Here is a 23,393-nt window from a genome sequence, read left to right as displayed (position 1 = left end):
CCAAAATCAGAAATTATAAGCCAAAATCCAAAACCCAAATAAAGAGAGCTGACTACAATATGAGTCAGCTCTTCCAGTTTATTCGTAATTTGGTCGGGTTCCGTGCTGCCAATCGGCTTCATCACGGTGCAAACCGCCTCGATCTTCGATTTCCTTGATGATTTCCTTATGCATGGACACGCCTTCTGTGTTCAAAAATTGGGTCATCTGTTGTAAGCCGTGGTGGAAATACGCAAGTTCTTTATCAGTCCATTCATTCGTTGAGAGGGTCACTAATTCCGTCATATCTCTTCCTACATACATGGTTTGAAACCTCCTTGCTGAAAAGGCATTTTATGTTCTTATGATTGTTTTTCCCTGTCCTTAACGAATTTAATCTTTCCTTCAAAAAATGGATTATGTATGGTAAATGGTACATCTGATTTTGTCGGATAACACCCTTCCACGGTGGTTAAATTAACTCATGTGGAGGTGAGACTCATGGCAAAACAACAAAAGCCAGGACAACAACAAGCTGGTGCTAACCAAGCACAACAGCAACAAGCTCAACGACAAGCACAACAACAGCAACCTGCTCAACAAGCTGGTCAGTACCAAGCAGAATTCGGACAAGAATATGCTCAAGAAGTACGCCAGCAAAACCAGCAATCGCAACAAGCGATGCGCGCTAAGCAGGGACAACAACAGCAACAACAAAACAAGCAACAGTAACTCCACAAACACTCTCGACGTAGCCGTCGGGGGTGTTTTTTCGGATGAAGTGATAGAGCCCAGTCTTTTGGCCACTTCAGACCTACTGTGGCGATCACAGCCTCATCGTCGGTCTTCCAGTGTCCCTCAAATATTTTAGGAATCTTCGACTAAAAACCACCACGTCCTTTGGTGAACGTCGAAGTCAGTACATCCTGTACAAGTACTTCCGCTTTTCTTCTATGTTATGATTAAAACAACGTAGGGTACGGTTACAATAGAGATGGAAGGCGGGATTGTGATGTGCGGTAGGTTCACGTTGACAGCGGAAATCGACTTACTGATGGATTGGTTCGATATCGATGAGTTCGCTCCAGGATTCGATTTACAGCCTCGGTATAACATTGCACCATCGCAGGATATCGTGGCGATCGTTTCTAATGAAGGAAAGCGTCGCGCAGGATTCCTGAAATGGGGTCTGATTCCTTTCTGGGCGAAGGATCCGTCCATTGCCTATAAAATGATCAATGCGAGAGCTGAGACGGTTCCTGAGAAACCGAGCTTCAAGCATGCCTTCAAAAGACGAAGATGCATCATTCCGGCAGACGGCTTTTATGAATGGAAAAAAGAAGGCAAACAAAAACAGCCTAAATACATAAAGATGAAAAATGATAAGCCGTTCGGATTCGCAGGTTTATGGGAAAAATGGAAGGATGAGCAAGGGAATCCGGTCCATACGTGTACCATTTTGACAACCGAACCGAACGACTTGATGGAAGATATCCATAACCGCATGCCTGTCATTTTACCGAAAGACGATTATTCGAAGTGGCTGGAATGGGACGGGGAACAAGAAGCTTTGGTTGATATGATGCAACCGTTTGAAGCCTCAGATATGATGGCGTATAATGTATCAACGATTGTGAATTCTCCTCGAAATGAAGTCCCTGAGTGTATTGAAGAGCTTTCGAGGAATTAATGCACATCCTTTTCCATTACAGATGAGAAAGGATATAATGGGGAGAGGGATTTTTTTGATGAAAGCGTAAGGAAGGAGTTTCGTATGTCTTTTCCGACCACAGGAAGTTCAATTCAAATACAAAGCTATAAACATAATGGACAACTCCATCGAGTATGGGAAGAAACCATCGTACTTAGAGGAACTTCTTCTGTTGTGATCGGCGGAAATGACCGGATCATCGTTACGGAATCTGATGGGAGACAATGGCGTACAAGGGAACCTGCGATCTGTTACTTCAATTCAGAACAGTGGTTCAATGTCATCGGCATGTTAAGGGAGCAAGGAATCCATTATTACTGTAATCTAGGCACACCATTTACATACGATGGTGAAGCTTTGAAATATATCGATTACGATTTGGATGTGAAGGTCTTTCCAGACATGACCTACACGATTCTTGATGAAGATGAATTCGCCCTTCATAAGAAGGAAATGGATTATCCGAAACAGATCAGTGATATCTTACAAAGGAATTTAGATGAGCTTTGTTCGATGATCAATCAACGGAAAGGTCCATTCGAACCTTATTTCGTTGAGAACTGGTATGAACGGTTTTTGGAACACCGATAACAGTTAAGCACTCATAAGATGGAAAGTTCGACTTGTGTCGAGCTTTTTTTACACTATGGAAAATGGATGGATACACAACATAGAACCCATCAACAGGAGGTGGTTACGACGGATAGTATCAAGCGTTATCTCCATTTTGTAAGACCTTATTTGAAACAGATCATTTTCACGGTCTTCATCGGGATTTTCAAGTTCGGAATTCCGTTGTTGATGCCGTTGATTTTGAAATACGTCATTGATGACGTCATTAATGCGGATATCAGTTTGGATGAGAAATACACCCGCTTATCCTGGGTCCTGGGCGGGGCTTTTTTTGTGTTCATCGTATTGAGACCACCGATTGAATACTACCGGCAATATTATGCCCAATGGACGGCCAGTAAGGTGCTGTTTGATATCCGGGATTACTTGTTCAGCCATATTCAGAAGCTGAGCCTGAAATATTACTCGAATACGAAAGTCGGCGAAATCATTTCACGTGTCATCCATGACGTGGAACAGACGAAATCCTTTGTGGTGACCGGTTTGATGAACGTATGGCTCGATATGATCACGATTTTCATCGCGATCGGAATCATGTTCACGATGGATGGTTGGCTCACCCTTGTCGCGATTTCGCTACTCCCGTTTTACGGTTTATCGGTCAAATATTTTTACAGTCGATTGAGAAGTCTCACTAAGGAAAGGTCCCAGGCTCTTGCAGAAGTACAAGGGCATCTTCATGAACGGGTACAGGGTGTCAGTGTCATCCGCAGTTTCGCACTTGAGGATTACGAACAGGATCAGTTCAACATCCGGAATACGCATTTCCTCAATCGTGCACTTTCACATACGTCATGGAACGCGAAAACCTTCTCGGTCGTCAACACGATCACAGACGTAGCACCGATGCTCGTCATCGGTGTGGCCGCTTATTTTGCGATTACAGGTAAAATTACGATCGGATCGATGGTCGCGTTCGTCGCATACATGGATCGGCTCTATAATCCGCTTCGCAGACTTGTGAATTCCTCGACGACATTGACTCAGGCGATTGCATCGATGGACAGGGTGTTCGATTTCATGGACGAAGCGTATGACATCGAGGACAAGCCTGGTGCGAAGAAGCTGAAGCATGTTGACGGCAACATTACCTTCGACCATGTTTCCTTCCAATATGATGAGGAAGAAGAATCGGTGTTGAAGGATATTCGCTTGGATGTGAAGTCAGGTGAAACGATTGCGCTTGTGGGGATGAGCGGCGGAGGGAAATCTTCCCTCGTCAGTCTGATCCCGAGGTTTTATGATGTGACGAGCGGTCGAATTCTGCTTGACGGAAGGGATATTCGTGAGTACCAGGTCCGCACCTTGAGGGATCAAATCGGGATGGTTTTGCAGGACAACATATTGTTCAGCGAATCCGTCCGAATGAATATCAAAATGGGGAACCCTAACGCATCTGATGAGGATATGCATGCAGCAGCTCGAGCGGCGAATGCCCATGACTTCATCATGAAACTCCCACAAGGCTATGATACGAAGATCGGTGAACGAGGCGTGAAACTATCTGGAGGACAGAAGCAGCGACTGGCAATTGCGCGGGTCTTTCTAAAGAATCCACCGTTGCTTGTCCTTGATGAAGCAACGTCTGCGCTGGACCTTGAGAGCGAACATCTTATCCAGGAATCCCTTGAAAAATTGGCGAAGGACAGGACGACTTTCATTGTGGCACATAGGCTCGCCACGATCACGCACGCAGACCGGATCGTCGTATTAGAGAATGGTTCGATTTCAGAAGTCGGTTCTCATGAGGAATTGATGAAGCGAAAAGGAAGTTATTACAATCTGTTTACAGTGCAAGCACTGGATGAAAAATAATTTTGAAGAGGTTGGCTGACAAAAGCCGACCTCTTTTTTTGTCGAAAAATATTTTTTTGAGTTGAAAATATCAGGTAAAAATTAGGGAGAAAGCAGGAGTTTTAGCGCTTGAAAGCGTATTAGTACATAAGTTGTATATTTAAAACTTTCTAAATATTTCGTGTTGTCAAAAGAATGGAACGATGGCATAATAATGAACAAACGTTCAGAACCGTAACAATTTTGTAAAAATTATCACACCAGGATATCGAGTCAGAAAGAGAGGTGGGGCGGATGGATGCTCCAGTACTGGACGTTAAGGGATTAAAGACCTATTTTTTCACAGACGAAGGTGAAGTACCTGCTGTGAATGATGTCGACTTTCACGTAAAACGTGGTGAGGTTCTCGGGATCGTCGGGGAATCCGGCTGCGGGAAAAGTGTTACATCACTCTCAGTAATGGGACTAGTTCCTTCTCCTCCTGGAAAAATCGTAGGTGGGGAGATCCTTTACAAAGGGGAAGACCTAACAAAAGTAAATGATAAGCGGATGAGACAGATTCGAGGAAATGACATTGCGATGATCTTCCAAGAACCGATGACGTCACTCAATCCCGTTTATAGAATCGGAAATCAACTAATCGAAGCGATTCGGTTACATAATCGATGGGATAAGAAGAAAGCATGGAATCGTGCCGTCGAGATCTTGAAACTGGTCGGCCTTCCACGAGCGGAAGAATTGATGAACAGTTATCCTCATCAGCTTTCCGGAGGGATGAGACAAAGGGTCATGATCGCAATGGCGATGGTCTGTGAACCGGAAGTATTGATTGCGGACGAGCCTACGACTGCGCTCGACGTAACAATTCAGGCTCAGATCCTTGACCTGATGAAACGATTGAATAAAGAAACGGATACTTCAATCATCATGATCACCCATGACCTCGGTGTCGTCGCTGAAATGTGTGAACGGATCGTTGTCATGTATGCCGGTAAAGTCATTGAAGAAGCGAGTGTCAGCACGATTTTCAAAGAACCGAAACACCCTTATACAGTCGGGTTGATACAATCTGTACCTGACATGCGAGACAAGAAAGACCGTTTATACTCCATTCCTGGTACGGTACCGAAACCAGGTTCAATCCAAAAAGGGTGCCAATTTGCACCGCGTTGTGAACACGCTTTTGACCGCTGTTTCGCTGAAACACCAGAACTAGAAAATCAAGAAGATGGAAGCCGGGTACGTTGCTGGCTCCATAACAGCTAGGAAGGGGTCAGAGTATGTCACAACCATTATTAGATGTAAAAGGACTTAAGAAGCATTTTCCGATTACAGGTGGAGTATTCGGCAAACAAGTCGGATCGGTAAAAGCGGTCGACGGAGTGTCATTCTCCGTCAACGAAGGTGAAACACTCGGTCTTGTCGGAGAGAGTGGTTGCGGAAAGTCCACTACTGGACGGATGCTGCTGCGGTTACTTGAACCGACAGAAGGTGAAGTGCATTTCAACGGGAAAGAGCTGACGAAACTGTCTGCGTCTGAAATGCGCAAGATGAGACGCGATATTCAGATGGTCTTCCAGGATCCTTATGCTTCACTGAACCCGAGACACACCGTCGAGAAGATCATTGAAGAACCGATGATCGTCCATGAAATTGAAAAAGACGGGAAGAAGAGGAAGGAAAGAGTCAGAGAACTCCTTGAAACAGTCGGATTGAGTGCTTACCATGCCAAAAGGTATCCGCACCAATTCAGTGGAGGTCAAAGACAGCGTATCGGTATTGCGAGAGCTTTAGCAGTTAAGCCGAAGTTGATCATTGCCGATGAGCCAGTTTCTGCTCTGGATGTTTCTGTACAGGCTCAAGTGTTGAACTTGTTGCAGGACCTTCAAAGTGAATTTGATCTAACATATCTATTCATTGCCCATGACCTCGGTGTCGTCCGCCACATCAGTGATCGTGTCGGCGTCATGTATCTCGGCCGCATTGTCGAGTTGGCAGGCAGTGAGAAAGTATATGAAAAACCATTGCATCCATATACACAAGCGCTTCTATCAGCGGTACCTGTACCGGATGTAGATCATAAGAAGGATCGGATTATGTTGGAAGGTGATGTTCCAAGCCCGTCCAACCCGCCATCAGGCTGTCCGTTCCATACGAGATGTCCAGAAGCGATGGATGTATGTAAACAGGTTGTTCCAAAGTTCCAAGAGGTCGAAGAAAATCATTATGTAGCTTGTCACCTCTATGAGGATGACAAGTCCATATAAAATTTCAATCTAGGGGGAGTACTTAATGAAGAAAAGCTTACTGTGGGCATTAGCCGCAATCATGGTGTTGTCCGTAGCTCTTGCAGGATGTAACTCCAACTCTGACGGAGGAGACGGCGACAAGTCTAAAGAACAAACATTGATCTTCGGACGTGGCGGTGACTCTGTTGGATTAGATCCAGCAACGGTTACAGATGGTGAATCATTCAAAGTTATCAAGAACGTTTATGACACGCTCGTAGAATATGGTGAGCAAGATACGGATGTCAACCCAGCTCTTGCAGAAGAATGGGATATCGCTGAAGATGGTCTCACTTACACATTCACTCTTCGTGAAGGTGTCAAATTCCACAATGGTGAAGACTTCAACGCAGAAGCAGTTGTGAAAAACTTCGAGCGTTGGATGACAAGTGGAGATTCTGGTAAGTTCGCTTACTATGCATCCATGTTTGGTGGATTCAAAGGCGACGAAGGACACGTCATCAAAAGTGTTGAAGCGAAAGACGATTATACGGTTGAATTCAAACTTAACCGTCCTCAAGCACCATTCTTGAAGAACTTGGCGATGACACCGTTCTCAATCGCTGCACCAGGTGAATTCGACAAGATTGAAACTGAGCCAGTTGGTACAGGTCCATTCAAGTTTGTTGACTGGAAGCGTAACGACCGCATCACTCTTGAAAAGAACGGAGAGTACTGGAAAGAAGGACTTCCAAAGCTTGATAAAGTCATCTTCCGTGCAATTCCTGATAACTCGAACCGTCTGAATGCATTGAAGACGGGTGAAATCCACTTGATGGATGGCGTGAACCCAAGTGATGTTGCAGAGATCGAGGATAATGCAGATCTTCAAACATTCTTCCGCCCATCTATGAATGTTGGTTACCTTGGTTTCAATACACAAATGGAGCCATTCAATGACAAAAAAGTACGTCAAGCATTGAACCATGCTGTCGATAAAGAAGCATTGATCAAAGCGTTCTACGAAGGACAAGCTGAGCCTGCGAAGAACCCGATGCCTCCAGTAATCGATGGATACAATGACGAAGTAGATCCATATCCTTTCGATCTTGAAAAAGCGAAGCAATTGCTTGCTGAAGCAGGATATCCAGATGGATTCAAGACTGAACTATGGGCAATGCCAGTTCCACGTCCATACATGCCGGACGGAAAGAAAGCTGCTGAAGCAATCGCAGCGAACTTTGCAAAAATCGGTGTAGATGCTGAAATCGTATCTTACGAGTGGGGTACTTACCTCGAAAAAGCACAAAAAGGTGAAGCGCCAATGTTCTTGCTAGGATGGACTGGTGACAACGGAGACGCTGACAACTTCCTTTACACGTTGCTTGATAAGGATACAATCGATTCAAACAACTACTCTCGTTATGCAAATGACAAGGTACATGATATCTTGATCGAAGCACAATCGACTCCTGACAAAGAGAAGCGTGCAGAGCTTTACAAGCAAGCTCAAGTATTGATTCACGAAGATGCTCCTTGGGTACCACTTGTACACTCTGAGCCAGCACTTGCAGGACTTAAGACGGTTGAAGGTTTCCAACCTCACCCTACTGGTTCTGATAAGTTGACAAATGTTTCTTTAAAGTAATGGATTGAAAGTAGAGGGGAGTATAGCGCTCCCCTTTTCTTTTAGCATTTATATTCTGACTGTGAACCGGATCAACTGCTTCTTATCTTGTTCGGGAAACAGCAACTATAAGCCCAAACCGGTTTGCATAGCATTGGCTTATCCAGTGTATAAGCAGCTATGAACAACGAAATTAAGCCAGTATGCTGAAGAGGTGAGAGAAAAGTGTTTGCTTATACGATACGAAGAATCTTGATGCTGGTCCCGGTTCTGATCGGTATGTCACTGATTGTGTTTTTCTTGATCCGTGCCATCCCAGGAGATCCAGCTCAAATCATACTAGGACAACAGGCTTCCAAAGAAGCAATCGCTCAATTGCGGGACAGTCTTGGTCTTGACGAACCATGGTACGTCCAATACGTCATCTATATGAAAGACCTCCTGACAGGAGACCTCGGTAACTCGATCCGGACCCACGCACCGATCAGCGAAGAGATATGGCCTTATTTTGCAGCGACCTTAGAACTATCTCTATTCGCAATGTTCATTGCAGTCGTGGTTGGTGTGAACGCAGGAATCATCAGTGCGTGGTTCCAAAACTCTTGGTTCGACTATGTAGCAATGCTACTTGCTCTTATCGGAGTATCCATGCCGATCTTCTGGTTAGGATTGATGGAACAGTGGGCGTTCGCGGTTGAGTTCAGATGGTTCCCGACTTCAGGAAGGGAAAGTATCTTGAATCCTGTCGATTCCATAACGAACTTATACATCATCGATACGATTATCCAGGGACGCTTCGACCAGTTGCAAACGGTCTTGAGACATTTGACGTTACCTGGTCTCGCATTAGCGACCATTCCAATGGCGATCATCGCTCGTATGACACGTTCAAGTATGCTTGAAGTCATGCGTTCCGATTATATCCGTACGGCACGTGCGAAAGGATTGCGCATGTTCTGGGTGGTTTACAAGCACTCCTTGAAAAATGCCTTCATCCCAGTTTTGACTGTCATCGGTCTACAAATGGGGCTTTTGCTAGGAGGAGCCATCCTGACGGAAACGATCTTCAGTTGGCCTGGAATTGGACGTTATATCTATGATGCGATCGGTTTCCGTGACTATCCAGTCATCCAGTCTGGCATTCTTGTCATTGCGTTGGTCTTTGTCACGATCAATCTTCTAGTGGATCTCTTATATGCTGCAATCGATCCTAGAATCAAATATCAATAATAGCTGAAGTTTTATAAGAGCTGAAGTTTAAAAGGAGAGAGAACAATATGGCGGAACTTGCAAGAAATGAAAATCCAATAGAGCCAAAGCAGCAAGAAGAAAAGCCTGCTTCGCCATGGAGAGATGCCTGGAAGAGCTTTCGCAAGAACAAGTTGGCGCTGGTAGGGTTAGGAATCGTCAGCTTCTTCATTTTCTTAGCTGTCTTTGCTCCACTCATTGCACCTGAAGGAATTAACGAACAGAAGATTTCATCGGATAATTATGCGAAGCTTGAAGCACCTTCTTCAGAATATTGGTTTGGTACAGATGACTTTGGACGCGATGTCCTCAGTCGGATCATCTACGGCTCCAGAATCTCATTAACCGTTGGATTCTTTGCCGTACTTGGATCCATCATCATTGGATCGACGCTCGGTATTTTGGCGGGCTACTATGGCAGATGGGTTGATACGATCATCTCACGTTTGTTCGATATCATGCTTGCTTTCCCTAGTATTCTACTGGCAATCGCGATTGTCGCGGTGCTGGGACCTTCACTAAGGAATGCGCTCATCGCCATCGCCATCATCAACGTTCCGAACTTCGGACGTCTCGTTCGATCGAAGGTTTTGAGTATAAAAGAGGAAGAGTATATCATGGCTGCGAAAGCGGTCGGAATGAGGGACCGAAGAATTTTGTTCCAGCATATCCTTCCGAACAGTTTCGCACCGATCATCGTTCAAGGGACTTTGCTGATCGCAACAGCAATCATTGAAACTGCTGCACTCGGATTCCTCGGATTAGGTGCAAAAGCACCGACACCAGAATGGGGGACGATGCTGGCGGATGCACGGAGCTATATTACCGATGCACCTTGGACAATGATCTTCCCTGGTCTCGCCATCATGTTGACCGTACTCGGATTCAACTTGATGGGTGATGGTCTCCGTGATGCACTCGATCCGAAAATGAAAAGCTAGTTTCAATGTAAAAGGTCTGCCTCTGACGGCAGACCTTTTTTGCTTTCTATTCATCTTGCGCATAAGCGTCGGTTATTTTTACCTCGTTATCTTCCGTATGATACGTATGGAAGCTTTCAATCAATTTATCCAAGTGGACGAGATGGTGGTTGTAATCGATGATCAACCCGATGAGCGGGAAGACATTCATCCATTGCTCTCTTTCGACTTGGTTATGATCATAGAGCTCCATGAAGTATTCTGTCAGCTCTTTCTCATCTTCATCCAGTTGGTTCACGACTTCTTCGGGAGATTGATAGCGGACTTTCCCGATATATTTCATGAGTATCCGTTGATGATAGTTCGTCAGATGATCCAGCTGACCTTGAATCAGTTTTTGAATCGTTTCAGGCATCTGGTAGATCTTATGATCATGCTGATCTAGACTTTTCAAGATTGCCAAAGCTTTGTTCGTCGTCGTAATCATGTTCCGGAAGAGGACCAGTTTCCGATTCTTCGTATACTCCGAACCTTTGAAATAATTCCTCTCTTCTTTAAACATGAGATAGTAGTTATCTGCCTTGATCATACTTTCGTTGATTTTGGCAAGATCATCTTTCAAGATTTTTCGCTCCGCATCATTCCGGGTAGCGAGACGGATCCACTGAGAGATCTGTTCCATGTTTTTGACGTTTTTATGGTAAAGACGTGTTTCATATTTTGGCGGTAAAAAGACCAAATTCACAAGAAACGCACAAAATACGCCAATCATGATGACCGAAAAACGTGTGATTGCGAATGTAAGGTAATCGTCTCCTGGATTGACCATCAACACGATGACGGTCACAATCGCTAACGGAATGGTGGATTCTATCTTCAATTTAATGTTGATGGCAATGATCAAAACACTGATCAGTCCGATGACAATCGGTGCATTCCCTAATGTCTGAACGGCGATAATCGCAAGTGTCGCACCAATCAAATTGGATTGGACTTGCTCAATGATGGTTTGATAGGAACGGTAGATGGTCGGTTGGATGGCAAACAATGCAGCAATTGCAGCGAAGGATGCCGAATCCAGATTCAACCACATCGTAATATATAAAGCGAGTGAAATTGCGACTCCTGTCTTAATGATACGAGCACCGAATTTCATGTTATCGTAAAACCCTTTCTCAAAATAAGCCTTGTGATGAACGTACTATACACCCAATCTTCCTAGAAATCAATACTTTAAATAATTCCTACACGAAGATGTAAACCTATTTACAATTTTATGAAAAGGGGGTAAAATGAGTCTAATAATATAGCTCCTAAAGGGGAGTAGCTTTTACATTGGAGTCGTCATTCCAGAGCTGATGCTCTCGGTTCCAGTGGCAGCACATCGTGTTGTTAGCAAGACCTTTACCGTACGGTTGGTAAAGGTCTTTATTTATGTTCTGATGACCTTTACCTAATAGGTAAGGGTCATTTTTTTGTGAAGTGACGTGAGCTGAAAAAAAGGAGGAAATACAGATGGAAGTTGCTGTGCTCATGGAATACGGTTGGATTCTTTTGGTCTTGATTGCATTGGAAGGACTCCTTGCAGCAGATAACGCTCTTGTCTTAGCAATCATGGTAAAACATTTACCGGAAGAGCAGCGAAAGAAAGCATTGTTTTATGGATTGTTAGGAGCGTTCGTCTTTCGTTTCGGCTCACTCTTCGCCATTTCATTTCTAGTAAACGTTTGGCAAGTGCAAGCGATTGGAGCCGTTTATCTCCTCTTTATCGCCTTTAACCACATTTTTAGAAAAGTGATGGTCAAAAAGGTCGGGAAACAAGGTAAGGTCAAAGCTAAAAAGAAGGCATCTGGATTTTGGGGTACCGTTTTGAAAGTCGAGTTGGCGGACATTGCATTTGCAGTAGACTCGATATTAGCGGCGGTCGCACTAGCGGTTACACTTCCGAAAACGAACCTACCGAACATTGGTGGACTAGATGGAGGGAAATTCCTGGTCATCTTTTTCGGTGGATTGATTGGACTGATCATCATGCGATTTGCTGCAAACGTATTCGTGAAATTGCTGGAGTCTCGTCCGAAGCTTGAAATTGCTGCCTTTCTTATTGTGGGTTGGGTAGGGGTGAAGCTGGCCGTATACACATTGACTCACCCGGAACTTGCGATTATTGAAGAAGGCTTCGCGAAGTCACCAGCCTGGAAAATGACGTTTTATGGCGTTTTGATATTGATTGCGGTCGGTGGATGGGTGTTTTCGAAGGAAAAGAAGCCAAGTGTAGAATCAACAGAGGAGCCTTCTTATAACCAGGATTCAAAGACAGGTGCGTAAATCTGGTTTGTGTATGCAATGTAATGTAGGGATGATGTAATAATCCTCCATAATGACCAGAATACGGAGTGAAATGAACAGAATAAAAGCTGAAATGAACAGAAAAACCGTTGAATTGATCAGAAACCATACAAAACAGACTTCTATTACAATGAAAAAGGTTGACCCGATCATGTTGGGTCAACCTCCTTATAAGTTAAAGGTTTTTAAAAGCGTGCTCTACTGCTTGAATTGTTTGATCGATGTCCTCTTCTGTATGAGCAGTCGTCAGGAACCAGGCTTCATATTTTGAAGGCGCAAGGTTGATGCCCTGATCCAGCATTAGATTGAAGAAACGAGCAAACATTTCTCCGTCACTTCGTTCCGCTTGCTCATAATTCGTGACAACTTCGTCTGAACCGAAATACAGAGTCAGTGCGCCTTTCAAACGGTTAAGCGAAAGGGGTACGGAGTATTTTTCGGCCAACTGACGGATGCTGGTTTCAAGCTTTTCACCTAAATGGTCCATCTTTTCGTACACGCCTTCTTGTTGAAGGACTTCGAGGCATGCGATACCTGCTGAGATGGAAGCTGGATTACCAGCCATCGTTCCTGCTTGATAGGCTGGTCCGAGTGGTGCGACTTTTTCCATAATGTCTTTTTTACCGCCGTACGCACCGATTGGAAGACCGCCACCGATGATTTTACCGAGTGCCGTCATATCCGGTTCAACGTTCAGCAGGTTCTGAGCACCGCCATACATAAAACGGAAAGCAGTGATGACTTCATCATAAATGACGAGCGCGCCTGCATCATGAGCAATGTCGTTTACCGCTTCCAGGAAACCGGGTTTCGGCTCGACGATTCCGAAGTTCCCGACGATCGGCTCGACGAGAATGCCGGCAACTTCATCTCCGAACGTATCAATCGCTTGTTTAAAAGCATCAACATCATTGAATGGGACAGTAATCACTTCTTGGGCGATGCTTTTCGGTACACCTGCAGAGTCCGGTGTTCCAAGTGTGGACGGACCGGATCCAGCCGCAACGAGGACAAGGTCTGAGTGTCCGTGGTAGCATCCTGCGAATTTGATAATCTTATCCCGACCTGTGTAAGCTCTAGCGACACGAATCGTCGTCATGACTGCTTCTGTACCAGAGTTGACGAAACGGACTTTTTCCATAGAAGGAATCGCTTCTTTCAACATAGAGGCAAATTGGTTTTCGAGTCGTGTAGGTGTGCCGTATAAGACACCCGTTTCTGCGGCGTTCGTGATGGCTTTTGTGATATGAGGGTGTGCGTGCCCTGTAATAATTGGACCATAAGCGGCGAGATAATCGATATATTGGTTGCCGTCGACATCCCAGAAGTAAGCGCCCTGCGCCTTTTCCATGAAAACAGGAGCGCTTCCGCCAACAGCTTTAAAGGAACGCGATGGACTGTTCACTCCACCGACGATATGTTCAAGTGCATCTGAATATAATTCAACTGATCGATTTCGATCCATAATAAGAATACCTCCCTATAAATGAAGAGTCAGCTTTGGGGCTGGTACCAGGCACCGTTTTGAAAGCCTTATGTAACAACAGTTCTTTTTCGGTGCCTGGCACTTCAATGAATATTGTAGCAAAGTTTCGGTGATTACGCAGAATCCTATTTCATCCACATTTTGCTTCCTTACTCAATATGGGGATGGACGAGAGAAAACAACTGAGTTGTCTTTTTACTCTCGGGTTGTATACACTGTTAATGGTGTAATTGGAGGGAACTTACTTATGGATAAGATGATACATGTCGAAAATCTGACGAAAGAATTCAAATCGTATTCGAGCAGATCAGGCCTCAAAGGGGCTTTCCGTGACCTGCTCACACGAAATTATAAAATCCACCGAGCGGTCGATTCGATTTCTCTCGATGTGAAGCCTGGAGAGATGATCGGTTATATCGGTGAAAACGGGGCAGGAAAATCGACGACGATCAAAATGCTTACAGGCATCCTGACTCCAACGGATGGAACAGTCACTATCAATGGGATGAACCCGCACAAGGAAAGGGAAAAGTTTGTGAAAACGATTGGAGTCGTCTTCGGTCAACGGTCCCAGTTATGGTGGGACATTGCGGTACAGGAATCGTTCCGCCTGCTCAAAAAAGTGTACAACGTATCCGATGAAGATTATAACGAGCACATGTCGATGGTCATTGAAGCACTCGACATCGCACCGTTATTGGACAGGCCGGTTCGTAAGCTATCACTCGGTCAACGGATGAGATGTGAATTGGCAGCCGCCCTCATTCATAATCCGCCGTTGCTCTTTTTAGATGAGCCGACGATCGGTCTCGATGTGCTCGTCAAACTGAAAATCCGAGAATTTTTAAAAGAACTGAATGAAAGATACAACACGACCATCATGTTGACGACTCACGACCTATCAGACATTGAAGCGTTATGCGAACGGGTCGTCATGCTGGATGAAGGTAAAATCATTTATGACGGGGCACTTAATCAGCTCAAAACGAGCTGGGGCGAAGGCAAGCAGATCGAATTCCATTTTAAGGCGGCGAAGTCGAGAGAAGAGCTGAACGCCGCTACAGGCAAACAACTGGTTGTCTGGGAGCCAGGGGAAAACGCGAATACTTGGACTGCGAACGTAACGAACGATGAAGACATCATCTCTCAAGTCATCGGGGATGTCGTCTCCAACCATCAGATTCTTGACTTGAAGATCCTTGAAACGTCAACCGAGGAGATCATCCGAAACATCTATGAAGAAGGCGTTATTCATGGCTAAATATATAGAAATGATCAGGATTCGGTTTTTGATGATGCTCGCTTACCGAACAAATTACTACAGCGGAATCATCATCTATAGCATCAACATCGCTGCTTATTACTTTTTATGGAGTGCCATCTATGGCGGTAAAGAGGACATTCAAGGACTTTCCGTCATCCAGATGACTACATACATCGCAGTTGCGTGGATGGCTCGTGCTTTTTACTTCAATAACATCGACCGTGAAATCGCGCTCGAAATAAAAGAGGGAAAAGTAGCGGTTGAACTCATTCGGCCGTATCACTATTTGAATATGAAAACGATGGCAGCGCTAGGAGAAGGGATCTTCCGGTTATTCTTCTTCTCGGTTCCTGGGATGTTCATCGTATCGCTCATTTTTCCGATGGAATTTTCAGCGAACTTGTCCACATGGGGTTTTTTCGGAATATCAATCATTTTCAGCTTCATCATCAATACGCAGATCAATTTGATGACAGGCATCATCACCTTCTTCCTATTTAATAATGATGGTCTGATGAGAGCGAAGCGCGTCGTCATCGACCTGTTTTCCGGATTGATCCTGCCGATCAGCTTCTATCCAGGATGGGCGCAATCGGCAATGGAATGGTTTCCGTTCCAATACATTTCGTACGTTCCGAGTATGATCTTCTCAGAAGGGTTTGTCGGAAGTGAAGTGTATAACGCAATCATGATGCAACTTGTTTGGTGTCTCATTCTCCTTGTTCCGATTCAGGTCCTATGGACGCTCGCAAAAAAACAAATGGTCATACAAGGAGGTTGATCTGTCATGCGATATATTTCGATTTTCATGCAATATGTCGGGCAATATATGAAGACACGTTTGACCTATCGTTCGGACATGGTCGTTGAGCTCCTCTCTGACCTATTGTTCCAGGCGGTCAACCTGATCTTCATCCTGGTCGTTTTCGGCCACACGAAATTGTTAAGCGGCTGGACGAAGGATGAAATCATTTTCATTTACGGATTCTTTTTGGTCCCATTCGCTTTTTTCTCGACGTTCTTCAACATCTGGGACTTCAACGAGCGTTATATCGTAAAAGGAGAACTGGATCGCATCCTGACCAGACCGATCCACAGTTTGTTCCAGGTCATCCTTGAGCGTATGGAACTGGAGTCGATGTTCGGGATCATCACAGGACTCGTCGTCATGTTTTATGCCGGAAGCAACCTTGGGCTGACGATCGATTGGTATGACCCGATCCTGTTCATCCTGTTCGTCATCGGAGGAGCCCTCGTTTATGCAGGGATCTTCATCAGTCTCGCAACTGTCAGCTTCTGGTCGGACAGCCGGACTGCCATCATGCCGATGATGTACAACATCGGGAACTTCGGGCGCTATCCCGTCGACATCTACCACCAGGTGATCCGATATGTGTTGACGTGGATTTTACCATTCGCCTTTGTCGGTGTATATCCAGCCGCCTTTTTCCTCGATAAAACCGAGTGGTACGGCTACGCATTCTTGACACCGTTCATGGGCATCTTGTTCTTCGGCCTTTCGATTTTCCTATGGAATGTAGGTGTGACGAAGTATCGAGGAGCAGGAAGTTAATTCGAGGTTATGTTTTAGGGGTTATGAGGGAACATAGAAGTAAATTATCTTATAACGGAGGTGAAGCCTTCTCTTAAGAGGAAGGCGAACCGTGGCAATCATTAATCTCATTCTTGTCGCTATATTAATCGCGGCTACCGCATTTTTCGTCGCTGCAGAATTTGCAATTGTAAAAGTAAGATCCACAAAGATCGATAAGCTTGTTGAAGAAGGAAACAAGCGGGCGAAAGCCGCTCGTAAAGTGCTCGACAATCTGGACGGGTATCTTTCCGCCTGTCAGCTCGGAATCACCATCACCGCGCTCGGCCTTGGTTGGTTGGGGGAACCGACAGTTGAAAAACTGCTGCATCCTGTATTTGAGCAGTTCGAAATTTCCCCGACCCTTGCAAGTACGCTATCGTTCATCATAGCGTTCTCCTTGATCACCTTTTTACACGTCGTATTAGGGGAGTTGGCACCAAAGACAGTTGCGATTCAGAAAGCGGAAACCATCAGTTTACTTTTAGCAAGGCCACTGATTTGGTTTGCGAAAATCATGTATCCATTCATTTGGTCCTTGAACGGTTCTGCTCGTTTGATCATCAGGATGCTCGGCTTCAGCCAAGCAAATGAACATGACATGGCCCACTCGGAAGAGGAATTGCGAATTATTTTATCGGAAAGCTATAAGAGTGGTGAAATCAATCAATCTGAGCTTCACTACGTGAATAAGATCTTCGAATTCGATGATCGGACTGCTAAGGAAATCATGGTACCGCGTACTGAGATGGTCTGTATGTTCACGGATGAAGAGATGGAAGAAAACATTGAAGTGATGAGCCGTGAAAAATATACCCGTTATCCTGTAGCGGATGGAGATAAGGATCGTATCGTCGGAATCGTGAACATTAAAGAAGTGTTCAATTCATTGTTGAAGAATGAAAACAAACCGATAGAGGATTTCATCCGTCCGGTAACGAAAGTGATCGAGACCACGCCGATCAAGAACCTTCTTGTCCAGATGCAACGTGAACGGATCCATATGATGATCTTGATCGATGAGTATGGCGGAACGGCTGGACTTGTAACGGTAGAGGACATATTAGAAGAAATCGTCGGAGAAATCCGAGACGAATTCGATATTGAAGAGCAACCACAAATCAAGAAAGTGAACGATCAACATGCGATCCTGGATGGAAAAGCGTTGATTGCCGATGTGAACGAGTTCTTCGGATTGGATATAGACGACTCCGAACTCGATACGATCGGAGGCTGGATCTTATCCCAAACTTCCGAAGTCATAGAAGGGGACGAATTCACTTACGGGCATGTCAGCTTTAAAATTTCAGAAGCGGACGATCAGCAGATCAAACGGATCGCTGCAGTTGCAGACTAAGGGAAGGGACCTCCACAATAGTGGGGGTTTTTTCGTGCGGTAAAAACCTGTCCATTTTTCCCCGCTTTCCGCATACATTGTGGAGAGGTGGATTGGATGGATCTATTAATGATTGTTGGTGTCATTTGTGTCGTGTTTTTCATCATCCAAAGAAGTATCATGTCATTCTTTCGACATCCCCGTCCTTCACATAAAAAACCTAGGAAGTTCATCTCGTTTGAAGACTTGATGGCTTTATTCATCGTTTATTCCATCATCATCTTTGGCTTCGGATCGATCTACTTTACACTCATCATCACGGGTGTTCCTGTCCTGATGGAAGGTGGGGTACCGGTTAACGGAGATTTTACCGAATTGACTGAAGCGGTTTCCTATTTCAGCGCGGTCACCTTATTGTCCGTCGGTTATGGAGACATCACCCCAGTCGGACTCGGCAGGTGGATCTCTGTCATAGAAGCACTGGTCGGTTACCTTCTGCCAGCTGCATTCGTCCTTTCAACAGTCGTTGATACGGACTGATTACTTGTAACAGAATTGAAGATTGGGTACCCTTAAAGCAGGAAGATGTCCAGTTTTCGGACACGGATATCGATTATGTATAGGAGGGTTCTCGAACATGACTGTTAAAACAGGAGAAAAAGCACCAAATTTCACACTAGAAGCAAACAATGGAGAGAAGGTTAGCCTCTCTGACTTCAAAGGAAAAAATGTCGTGTTGTATTTCTATCCGAAAGACATGACGCCAGGTTGTACGACGGAAGCATGTGACTTCAGAGATCACCACAGCGAATTCAGTGATCAGAACACTGTGATACTCGGTGTCAGCCCTGACCCGATAGACCGTCACAAGAAATTCATCGAGAAGCATGATCTGCCATTCTTGCTACTGGCAGATGAGGATCATGAGGTTGCCGAGCAATACGGTGTCTGGCAACTGAAGAAGAATTTCGGGAAAGAGTATATGGGCATTGTCCGTTCGACCTTCATCATTGATGAAGATGGAGAACTCGTCAAAGAATGGCGCAAGGTTCGCGTGAAAGATCACGTAGAAGAAGCGCTCAACTACATTAAAGAGAATATGTAATAGGTAAAAACGGGGTTCCTACAACCTCGTTTTTATTTTTACTTAGAACCCCTTTATGATACGATTAAATCGTCAGAAAACTTGAAATGGCAGTGAGTTTGAGGCTTGCGATGCCCGAAAATGGAGAATTACAGTTTTCAGGGTGCGAAAGAGTCTTTAACGGCAACTGAGAATTCAATCCTTCAATGATAAACTTGTAATCCTACATATATAACAGAGGTGGAACAACGATGTTCATTGTATCTTCAGCTAAAATCCGTTCTAGAATTAAAGATCAATTGACGAAGGACTATCCAGATATCCAGTGGCAGTTCTGCCAGAACATTGAGGAAGCGACTCCTTATTTACCTGAGGCCGATATCCTCCTGACGTATGGGGAAGATTTAAAACCCGAATCCATACAAGTAGCGACCAACTTGAAATGGATTCATGTTCTATCGGCTGGTCTCGATAAGATGCCATTCCAGGCGATTAAAGAACGAAACATGCTCGTTACAAATGCAAGAGGCATCCACCAGGTACCGATGGCCGAATACACGATTGGGATGATGCTTCAGGTTACCCGTAATCTAGCGCTGATTCATGAGAACCAGAAGGATAAAGTGTGGAATCGCCGCGTTAAGATGGAAGAACTTCATGGGAAGACGATTGGTGTTTTAGGAGCAGGTGCGATAGGTTCGGAAATTGCAAGGCTCTCAAAAGCTTTCCGCATGAAAACGATTGGCGTAAACCGAAGTGGAAACCCTGCCGATCATTTCGATGAGACGATGAAAATCTCTGAGCTTGACAGCCTGTTACAAGAAGTGGATTTCCTCGTTTCCGTGTTACCAAGGACGAAGGAAACGCATCAACTTTTGAAAAAAGAACATTTCGAGCAGATGCAAGAGCATGCTGTTTTTATCAATATCGGAAGAGGGACAACGGTCGACCAGGATGGTCTGGTTGAAGCGATGCGTGAAAACCAGATCGCTCATGCTGTACTGGATGTCATGGAAGAAGAACCTTTACCAGAAGACAGCGTCCTATGGGAAATGGAGAATGTGACCGTCACTCCGCATATTTCGGGTATTACACCTCAATATCAGGACAGAGCATTTGAACAATTCCTCTCTAATCTCCGCGTGTACCGGACTGGTGAAGGGAACTATATGAATAAAATCGATGTTAATAGGGGGTATTAAGAATGAAGATCTACACAAAATCAGGCGACAAAGGCACAACGTCATTAGTTTATGGAGATCGCGTCCCTAAAAACGATGCAAGAGTAGAGGCGTATGGTACGTGTGACGAGGCGAACTCGATGATCGGTCTGGCTCTTAGTCACTTGGACGAGAATGATCGGGAATGGAAGGTCGATTTCGAGAAAACATTGCTAAGAGTCCAAACGGTCCTGTTCCATGTCGGAGCGGAACTTGCGACACCGAAAGGGAAAAAGGTCGGATGGACGCTCGAAGAAAAGGATATTTCTTTCCTCGAAGAAGCGATTGACCGTTGGGATGATAAACTTACGCCATTAAAGCAGTTCATCTTGCCTGGAGGTTCACAATCGGCTTCAGCCCTTCATGTCGCACGAACGGTTTCAAGGCGCGCTGAGCGTCAAGCCGTAGCAATCGAAGACGTCAATCCGCTCGTACTTTCCTATTTGAACCGCTTGTCGGATTTCTTGTTCGTCGCAGCGAGATATGTAAACCAGCAATCAGGTATGACTGAACCTATTCTGCATGAAGAAGAGTGAAGTCAAGCACCATAAGGGTTTTAATTGACAACATTCACAAGTACCGTGTACACTATTTATAAATATTATAAAGTAAGAATGTCTTTCGGAAGAGAGGTGCATGACGATGACTCATGAAGAAAGCCGATTACAGACAGCGGTTGATACGTTGAAAGATGCGGGAGTTCGCATAACGCCCCAACGTCATGCGATTTTAGAGTATTTGATTCAAACGTTGTCTCATCCAACGGCAGATGAGATTTATAAAGCATTAGAAAGCAAGTTTCCAAATATGAGTGTTGCGACCGTCTATAACAATTTGCGTGTATTCAAAAACGCTGGACTCGTCAAGGAATTGACCTATGGTGATTCATCCAGCCGGTTTGACTGTGTAACAACCGATCACTACCACGTCATCTGTGAGGAATGTGGTAAGATCGTCGATTTTTCTTATCCAGGATTGGATGAAGTCGAGAACGTTGCGGAACATGTTACCGGTTTTAAAGTAAATAATCACCGGATGGAAGTGTATGGCACTTGTCCGGATTGTCAAAAAGTCCACTAAAAAAAGCTGAGGTCCATACCTCAGCTTTTTTCTTTGCTCTTCTTTTTGTGATTATACTTTTCATCGAATTCCACACCATCAAGGTTAGGATCCAACGTTAGCGGTTGTTTGCAGAACATGCATGCATCTACACGACCAAGCACTTTTGTGACCTTGTTGCAGTTCGGGCATTCGACCTGAACAGCTTTCGTGGATAACATTCCGATCCATATATATACGGCAGCGCTCGATAATGTTGCAAGAAATCCAATTAACATGAAGATGGTCATAACAGTAAAGCTGGCTTTAAAATAAAGACCTGCATACATAATCACGATTCCGATGAACACGAGGCTTAGTGCAAAGGTCCTGATTTTATTTATTTTACTTGTATATTTGATATCCATAATATACATTCCTCCTGCACACAGTATAGCAAAGATATTTTTCGAAATCATGAACAATCTTTTAACTTTTCATATTGTAAAAGGAAAAACCGATATCATATGGAATAATGTAAAAAGTGAAGAACACGGACATTCATACAGGAGATGATTGAAAAGATGGAAGATATATTACGACCGCTCTATCAGGAAAGAGCTAGTCGAGAGGAAACCCTGGGGGTATTGTTGGTCGAGAAGCACAAAGCGTTCAGCCCTTCGACGGATCACTTCGATGTCATTTTGTTCATTATTGTGGAAAAAGCAGAAGACTCATGGCAGGTCAAGCATTATGAGTTTGAGGATAAAAAGGCAGCCCTTCATGTGGTCGACCTCCAGCAGCTCAATGAATGGTTGATGCTCGGCTCGCACCGAAGAGTCGTGGATTGGGTAGTCAATGGTAAAGTATTGTTTGATCGAAATGAATTCGTAGATGCATTGAAGAAGAGGATCAACGATTTTCCTCTTGCAGAACGTAAGAAGAAGATCGGTATCGAGTTCGCAAAGCTTGTCCGTCGTTTTTCAGATGGAAAAGAACTATATTATGCCGGTCATTACCTTGATGCTTACAATAATATTATCCATGCCCTACATCATCTAGCGAGGTTATCTGTCATTGAACATGGTTTCTATCCAGAGGTAACGGTTTGGAACCAGGTGAGACAGATTGAACCGGAAATCTACAAATTATATGAAGAATTGACGTCCAGTGATGAACCGATCCATAAACGGATTGAACTGTTACTTCTGGCAAATGAGTTTTCTCTCTCATCCAAAACGGAGCTTGGTTCTCGTCATCTGAAAGATATCATGCAGACAAAAGTCGATTCTTGGTCTTTCTATGAATTGATGCAGCATCCTGAAATGGAAGATTATAAGATCGATCTAGGAGCAATGATTGAGCATCTTATCGAAAAAGAGTACATTCAAGTCGTTCGTAACGAAACAAAGGGGAAAGGGATTTACCACAGGACTTATCAGTTCAGAAAGTAAGTCATTCTTTATAGATAGAATTCTCCATTAAGTGATCCAATTGAATGGTGAACTACTTATAGACAAACATCTAAATTAATTACGAAATTGTTATTGACACTTCTTTTTGAAGCATGGTATATTATATCTCGTCGCTACGGAAGGCGGCGGGATATTTCTTTTGTAAACCACGAAAGAAAAAAGAAAACAGCAAAAAAAGTCGTTGACAGCGGAGCTTGCAGATGATATTCTATAAAAGTCGCTGTTAAGACAACGACAAACAAAATTCTTCGATAAAAGACATCGTATTTTGCGGGTCGACATCGAAGGAAACAGCTCTTTGAAAACTGAACAAAAGCCAAGCGTGAAACGGGTCTTTTTATAAGAACCCTGAATCAATTTCGATTTACATTTAATGAGCAATCAAACACTTTATTGGAGAGTTTGATCCT

24 protein-coding genes are annotated in these 23,393 nt (G+C 44.3%); 20 read left to right on the top strand and 4 right to left on the bottom strand.

Annotated elements, in window-relative coordinates:
- Window positions 1-78: 78 nt before the first annotated feature.
- The gene (locus ACSVDE_RS16435; protein ID WP_439302055.1) at window positions 79-303 is read right to left on the bottom strand and encodes a hypothetical protein; all 225 of its coding nucleotides are present in this window, start codon (window positions 301-303) and stop codon (window positions 79-81) included.
- Window positions 304-480: 177 nt separating this feature from the next.
- Between ACSVDE_RS16435 and ACSVDE_RS16430 the strand changes: the two genes are divergently transcribed.
- From ACSVDE_RS16430 to ACSVDE_RS16390, 9 genes are all read left to right on the top strand, one after another.
- Window positions 481-711, top strand: a complete 231-nt coding sequence (locus ACSVDE_RS16430; protein WP_439302054.1) for a gamma-type small acid-soluble spore protein — start codon at window positions 481-483, stop codon at window positions 709-711.
- 280 nt (window positions 712-991) lie between these two features.
- On the top strand, window positions 992-1,669 hold the full coding sequence (locus tag ACSVDE_RS16425; protein WP_439302053.1) for an SOS response-associated peptidase: 678 nt from the start codon (window positions 992-994) through the stop codon (window positions 1,667-1,669).
- A gap of 84 nt (window positions 1,670-1,753) precedes the next feature.
- Complete coding sequence (ntdP, locus tag ACSVDE_RS16420) at window positions 1,754-2,281, top strand: nucleoside tri-diphosphate phosphatase (protein WP_439302052.1); 528 nt, start codon at window positions 1,754-1,756, stop codon at window positions 2,279-2,281.
- A gap of 66 nt (window positions 2,282-2,347) precedes the next feature.
- A complete protein-coding gene (locus ACSVDE_RS16415) occupies window positions 2,348-4,138 on the top strand; it encodes an ABC transporter ATP-binding protein (RefSeq protein WP_439302051.1) in 1,791 nt (596 codons plus the stop codon).
- Between the two features lie 273 nt (window positions 4,139-4,411).
- Complete coding sequence (locus ACSVDE_RS16410) at window positions 4,412-5,383, top strand: ABC transporter ATP-binding protein (RefSeq protein WP_439302050.1); 972 nt, start codon at window positions 4,412-4,414, stop codon at window positions 5,381-5,383.
- 14 nt (window positions 5,384-5,397) lie between these two features.
- A complete protein-coding gene (locus ACSVDE_RS16405; RefSeq protein WP_439302049.1) occupies window positions 5,398-6,384 on the top strand; it encodes an ABC transporter ATP-binding protein in 987 nt (328 codons plus the stop codon).
- A gap of 25 nt (window positions 6,385-6,409) precedes the next feature.
- On the top strand, window positions 6,410-7,993 hold the full coding sequence (locus ACSVDE_RS16400) for an ABC transporter substrate-binding protein (protein ID WP_439302048.1): 1,584 nt from the start codon (window positions 6,410-6,412) through the stop codon (window positions 7,991-7,993).
- Between the two features lie 204 nt (window positions 7,994-8,197).
- On the top strand, window positions 8,198-9,202 hold the full coding sequence (locus ACSVDE_RS16395; protein ID WP_439302047.1) for an ABC transporter permease: 1,005 nt from the start codon (window positions 8,198-8,200) through the stop codon (window positions 9,200-9,202).
- Window positions 9,203-9,249: 47 nt separating this feature from the next.
- Complete coding sequence (locus ACSVDE_RS16390; RefSeq protein ID WP_439302046.1) at window positions 9,250-10,161, top strand: ABC transporter permease; 912 nt, start codon at window positions 9,250-9,252, stop codon at window positions 10,159-10,161.
- Between the two features lie 46 nt (window positions 10,162-10,207).
- Here ACSVDE_RS16390 and ACSVDE_RS16385 read toward each other — a convergent pair whose 3' ends face one another.
- The gene (locus tag ACSVDE_RS16385) at window positions 10,208-11,296 is read right to left on the bottom strand and encodes an FUSC family protein (protein ID WP_439302045.1); all 1,089 of its coding nucleotides are present in this window, start codon (window positions 11,294-11,296) and stop codon (window positions 10,208-10,210) included.
- A 359-nt stretch (window positions 11,297-11,655) separates the two neighbouring features.
- Between ACSVDE_RS16385 and ACSVDE_RS16380 the strand changes: the two genes are divergently transcribed.
- A complete protein-coding gene (locus ACSVDE_RS16380; RefSeq protein ID WP_439302044.1) occupies window positions 11,656-12,468 on the top strand; it encodes a TerC family protein in 813 nt (270 codons plus the stop codon).
- A 196-nt stretch (window positions 12,469-12,664) separates the two neighbouring features.
- On the opposite strand, the gene ACSVDE_RS16375 is transcribed toward ACSVDE_RS16380, so the two are convergent.
- The gene (locus ACSVDE_RS16375; RefSeq protein ID WP_439302043.1) at window positions 12,665-13,954 is read right to left on the bottom strand and encodes a glutamate-1-semialdehyde 2,1-aminomutase; all 1,290 of its coding nucleotides are present in this window, start codon (window positions 13,952-13,954) and stop codon (window positions 12,665-12,667) included.
- 268 nt (window positions 13,955-14,222) lie between these two features.
- Between ACSVDE_RS16375 and ACSVDE_RS16370 the strand changes: the two genes are divergently transcribed.
- The 9 genes from ACSVDE_RS16370 (at window position 14,223) to perR (ending at window position 21,550) form a co-directional block, all read left to right on the top strand.
- On the top strand, window positions 14,223-15,236 hold the full coding sequence (locus ACSVDE_RS16370; RefSeq protein WP_439302042.1) for an ABC transporter ATP-binding protein: 1,014 nt from the start codon (window positions 14,223-14,225) through the stop codon (window positions 15,234-15,236).
- A complete protein-coding gene (locus ACSVDE_RS16365) occupies window positions 15,229-16,020 on the top strand; it encodes a daunorubicin ABC transporter permease (protein ID WP_226551708.1) in 792 nt (263 codons plus the stop codon). Before ACSVDE_RS16370 ends, ACSVDE_RS16365 begins: the two co-directional genes overlap by 8 nt.
- A gap of 6 nt (window positions 16,021-16,026) precedes the next feature.
- A complete protein-coding gene (locus tag ACSVDE_RS16360; protein ID WP_439302041.1) occupies window positions 16,027-16,812 on the top strand; it encodes an ABC transporter permease in 786 nt (261 codons plus the stop codon).
- A gap of 91 nt (window positions 16,813-16,903) precedes the next feature.
- The gene (locus tag ACSVDE_RS16355; RefSeq protein ID WP_439302040.1) at window positions 16,904-18,187 is read left to right on the top strand and encodes a hemolysin family protein; all 1,284 of its coding nucleotides are present in this window, start codon (window positions 16,904-16,906) and stop codon (window positions 18,185-18,187) included.
- A gap of 96 nt (window positions 18,188-18,283) precedes the next feature.
- Window positions 18,284-18,706, top strand: coding sequence for an ion channel (locus ACSVDE_RS16350; protein ID WP_439302039.1), 423 nt, complete (start codon window positions 18,284-18,286; stop codon window positions 18,704-18,706).
- Between the two features lie 97 nt (window positions 18,707-18,803).
- Window positions 18,804-19,271 carry a thioredoxin-dependent thiol peroxidase gene (gene bcp / locus ACSVDE_RS16345; RefSeq protein WP_439302038.1) on the top strand — a complete coding sequence of 156 codons (468 nt, stop codon included), beginning with the start codon at window positions 18,804-18,806 and terminating at the stop codon, window positions 19,269-19,271.
- A 230-nt stretch (window positions 19,272-19,501) separates the two neighbouring features.
- Window positions 19,502-20,452, top strand: coding sequence for a D-2-hydroxyacid dehydrogenase (locus tag ACSVDE_RS16340; protein ID WP_439302037.1), 951 nt, complete (start codon window positions 19,502-19,504; stop codon window positions 20,450-20,452).
- A 2-nt stretch (window positions 20,453-20,454) separates the two neighbouring features.
- A complete protein-coding gene (locus ACSVDE_RS16335; protein ID WP_439302036.1) occupies window positions 20,455-21,006 on the top strand; it encodes a cob(I)yrinic acid a,c-diamide adenosyltransferase in 552 nt (183 codons plus the stop codon).
- A 106-nt stretch (window positions 21,007-21,112) separates the two neighbouring features.
- Entirely contained in the window at window positions 21,113-21,550 is a 438-nt protein-coding gene (gene perR, locus ACSVDE_RS16330) for a peroxide-responsive transcriptional repressor PerR (RefSeq protein WP_439302257.1), read from the top strand.
- A 20-nt stretch (window positions 21,551-21,570) separates the two neighbouring features.
- On the opposite strand, the gene ACSVDE_RS16325 is transcribed toward perR, so the two are convergent.
- On the bottom strand, window positions 21,571-21,936 hold the full coding sequence (locus ACSVDE_RS16325) for a YgzB family protein (RefSeq protein WP_439302035.1): 366 nt from the start codon (window positions 21,934-21,936) through the stop codon (window positions 21,571-21,573).
- Between the two features lie 156 nt (window positions 21,937-22,092).
- Here ACSVDE_RS16325 and ACSVDE_RS16320 point away from each other — a divergent pair, with 156 nt between their 5' ends.
- Entirely contained in the window at window positions 22,093-22,962 is an 870-nt protein-coding gene (locus ACSVDE_RS16320) for a nucleotidyltransferase-like protein (RefSeq protein ID WP_439302034.1), read from the top strand.
- Window positions 22,963-23,393: the final 431 nt, after the last annotated feature.

Origin of the sequence: Pseudalkalibacillus sp. Hm43, from assembly GCF_051842935.1 — a bacterium.
In the GTDB taxonomy this organism is placed as follows: Bacteria; Bacillota; Bacilli; order Bacillales; family Fictibacillaceae; genus Pseudalkalibacillus.
This window is presented reverse-complemented; position numbering and strand designations above follow the sequence as displayed.

Coding starts and splice junctions, on each gene's coding strand:
- ACSVDE_RS16435 (WP_439302055.1), bottom strand. CDS start 303: ATGTATGTAGGAAGAGATATGACGGAATTAGTGACCCTCTCAACGAAT.
- ACSVDE_RS16430 (WP_439302054.1), top strand. CDS start 481: ATGGCAAAACAACAAAAGCCAGGACAACAACAAGCTGGTGCTAACCAA.
- ACSVDE_RS16425 (WP_439302053.1), top strand. CDS start 992: ATGTGCGGTAGGTTCACGTTGACAGCGGAAATCGACTTACTGATGGAT.
- ntdP (WP_439302052.1), top strand. CDS start 1,754: ATGTCTTTTCCGACCACAGGAAGTTCAATTCAAATACAAAGCTATAAA.
- ACSVDE_RS16415 (WP_439302051.1), top strand. CDS start 2,348: ATGGATACACAACATAGAACCCATCAACAGGAGGTGGTTACGACGGAT.
- ACSVDE_RS16410 (WP_439302050.1), top strand. CDS start 4,412: ATGGATGCTCCAGTACTGGACGTTAAGGGATTAAAGACCTATTTTTTC.
- ACSVDE_RS16405 (WP_439302049.1), top strand. CDS start 5,398: ATGTCACAACCATTATTAGATGTAAAAGGACTTAAGAAGCATTTTCCG.
- ACSVDE_RS16400 (WP_439302048.1), top strand. CDS start 6,410: ATGAAGAAAAGCTTACTGTGGGCATTAGCCGCAATCATGGTGTTGTCC.
- ACSVDE_RS16390 (WP_439302046.1), top strand. CDS start 9,250: ATGGCGGAACTTGCAAGAAATGAAAATCCAATAGAGCCAAAGCAGCAA.
- ACSVDE_RS16385 (WP_439302045.1), bottom strand. CDS start 11,296: ATGAAATTCGGTGCTCGTATCATTAAGACAGGAGTCGCAATTTCACTC.
- ACSVDE_RS16380 (WP_439302044.1), top strand. CDS start 11,656: ATGGAAGTTGCTGTGCTCATGGAATACGGTTGGATTCTTTTGGTCTTG.
- ACSVDE_RS16375 (WP_439302043.1), bottom strand. CDS start 13,954: ATGGATCGAAATCGATCAGTTGAATTATATTCAGATGCACTTGAACAT.
- ACSVDE_RS16370 (WP_439302042.1), top strand. CDS start 14,223: ATGGATAAGATGATACATGTCGAAAATCTGACGAAAGAATTCAAATCG.
- ACSVDE_RS16365 (WP_226551708.1), top strand. CDS start 15,229: ATGGCTAAATATATAGAAATGATCAGGATTCGGTTTTTGATGATGCTC.
- ACSVDE_RS16360 (WP_439302041.1), top strand. CDS start 16,027: ATGCGATATATTTCGATTTTCATGCAATATGTCGGGCAATATATGAAG.
- ACSVDE_RS16350 (WP_439302039.1), top strand. CDS start 18,284: ATGGATCTATTAATGATTGTTGGTGTCATTTGTGTCGTGTTTTTCATC.
- bcp (WP_439302038.1), top strand. CDS start 18,804: ATGACTGTTAAAACAGGAGAAAAAGCACCAAATTTCACACTAGAAGCA.
- ACSVDE_RS16340 (WP_439302037.1), top strand. CDS start 19,502: ATGTTCATTGTATCTTCAGCTAAAATCCGTTCTAGAATTAAAGATCAA.
- ACSVDE_RS16335 (WP_439302036.1), top strand. CDS start 20,455: ATGAAGATCTACACAAAATCAGGCGACAAAGGCACAACGTCATTAGTT.
- perR (WP_439302257.1), top strand. CDS start 21,113: ATGACTCATGAAGAAAGCCGATTACAGACAGCGGTTGATACGTTGAAA.
- ACSVDE_RS16325 (WP_439302035.1), bottom strand. CDS start 21,936: ATGGATATCAAATATACAAGTAAAATAAATAAAATCAGGACCTTTGCA.
- ACSVDE_RS16320 (WP_439302034.1), top strand. CDS start 22,093: ATGGAAGATATATTACGACCGCTCTATCAGGAAAGAGCTAGTCGAGAG.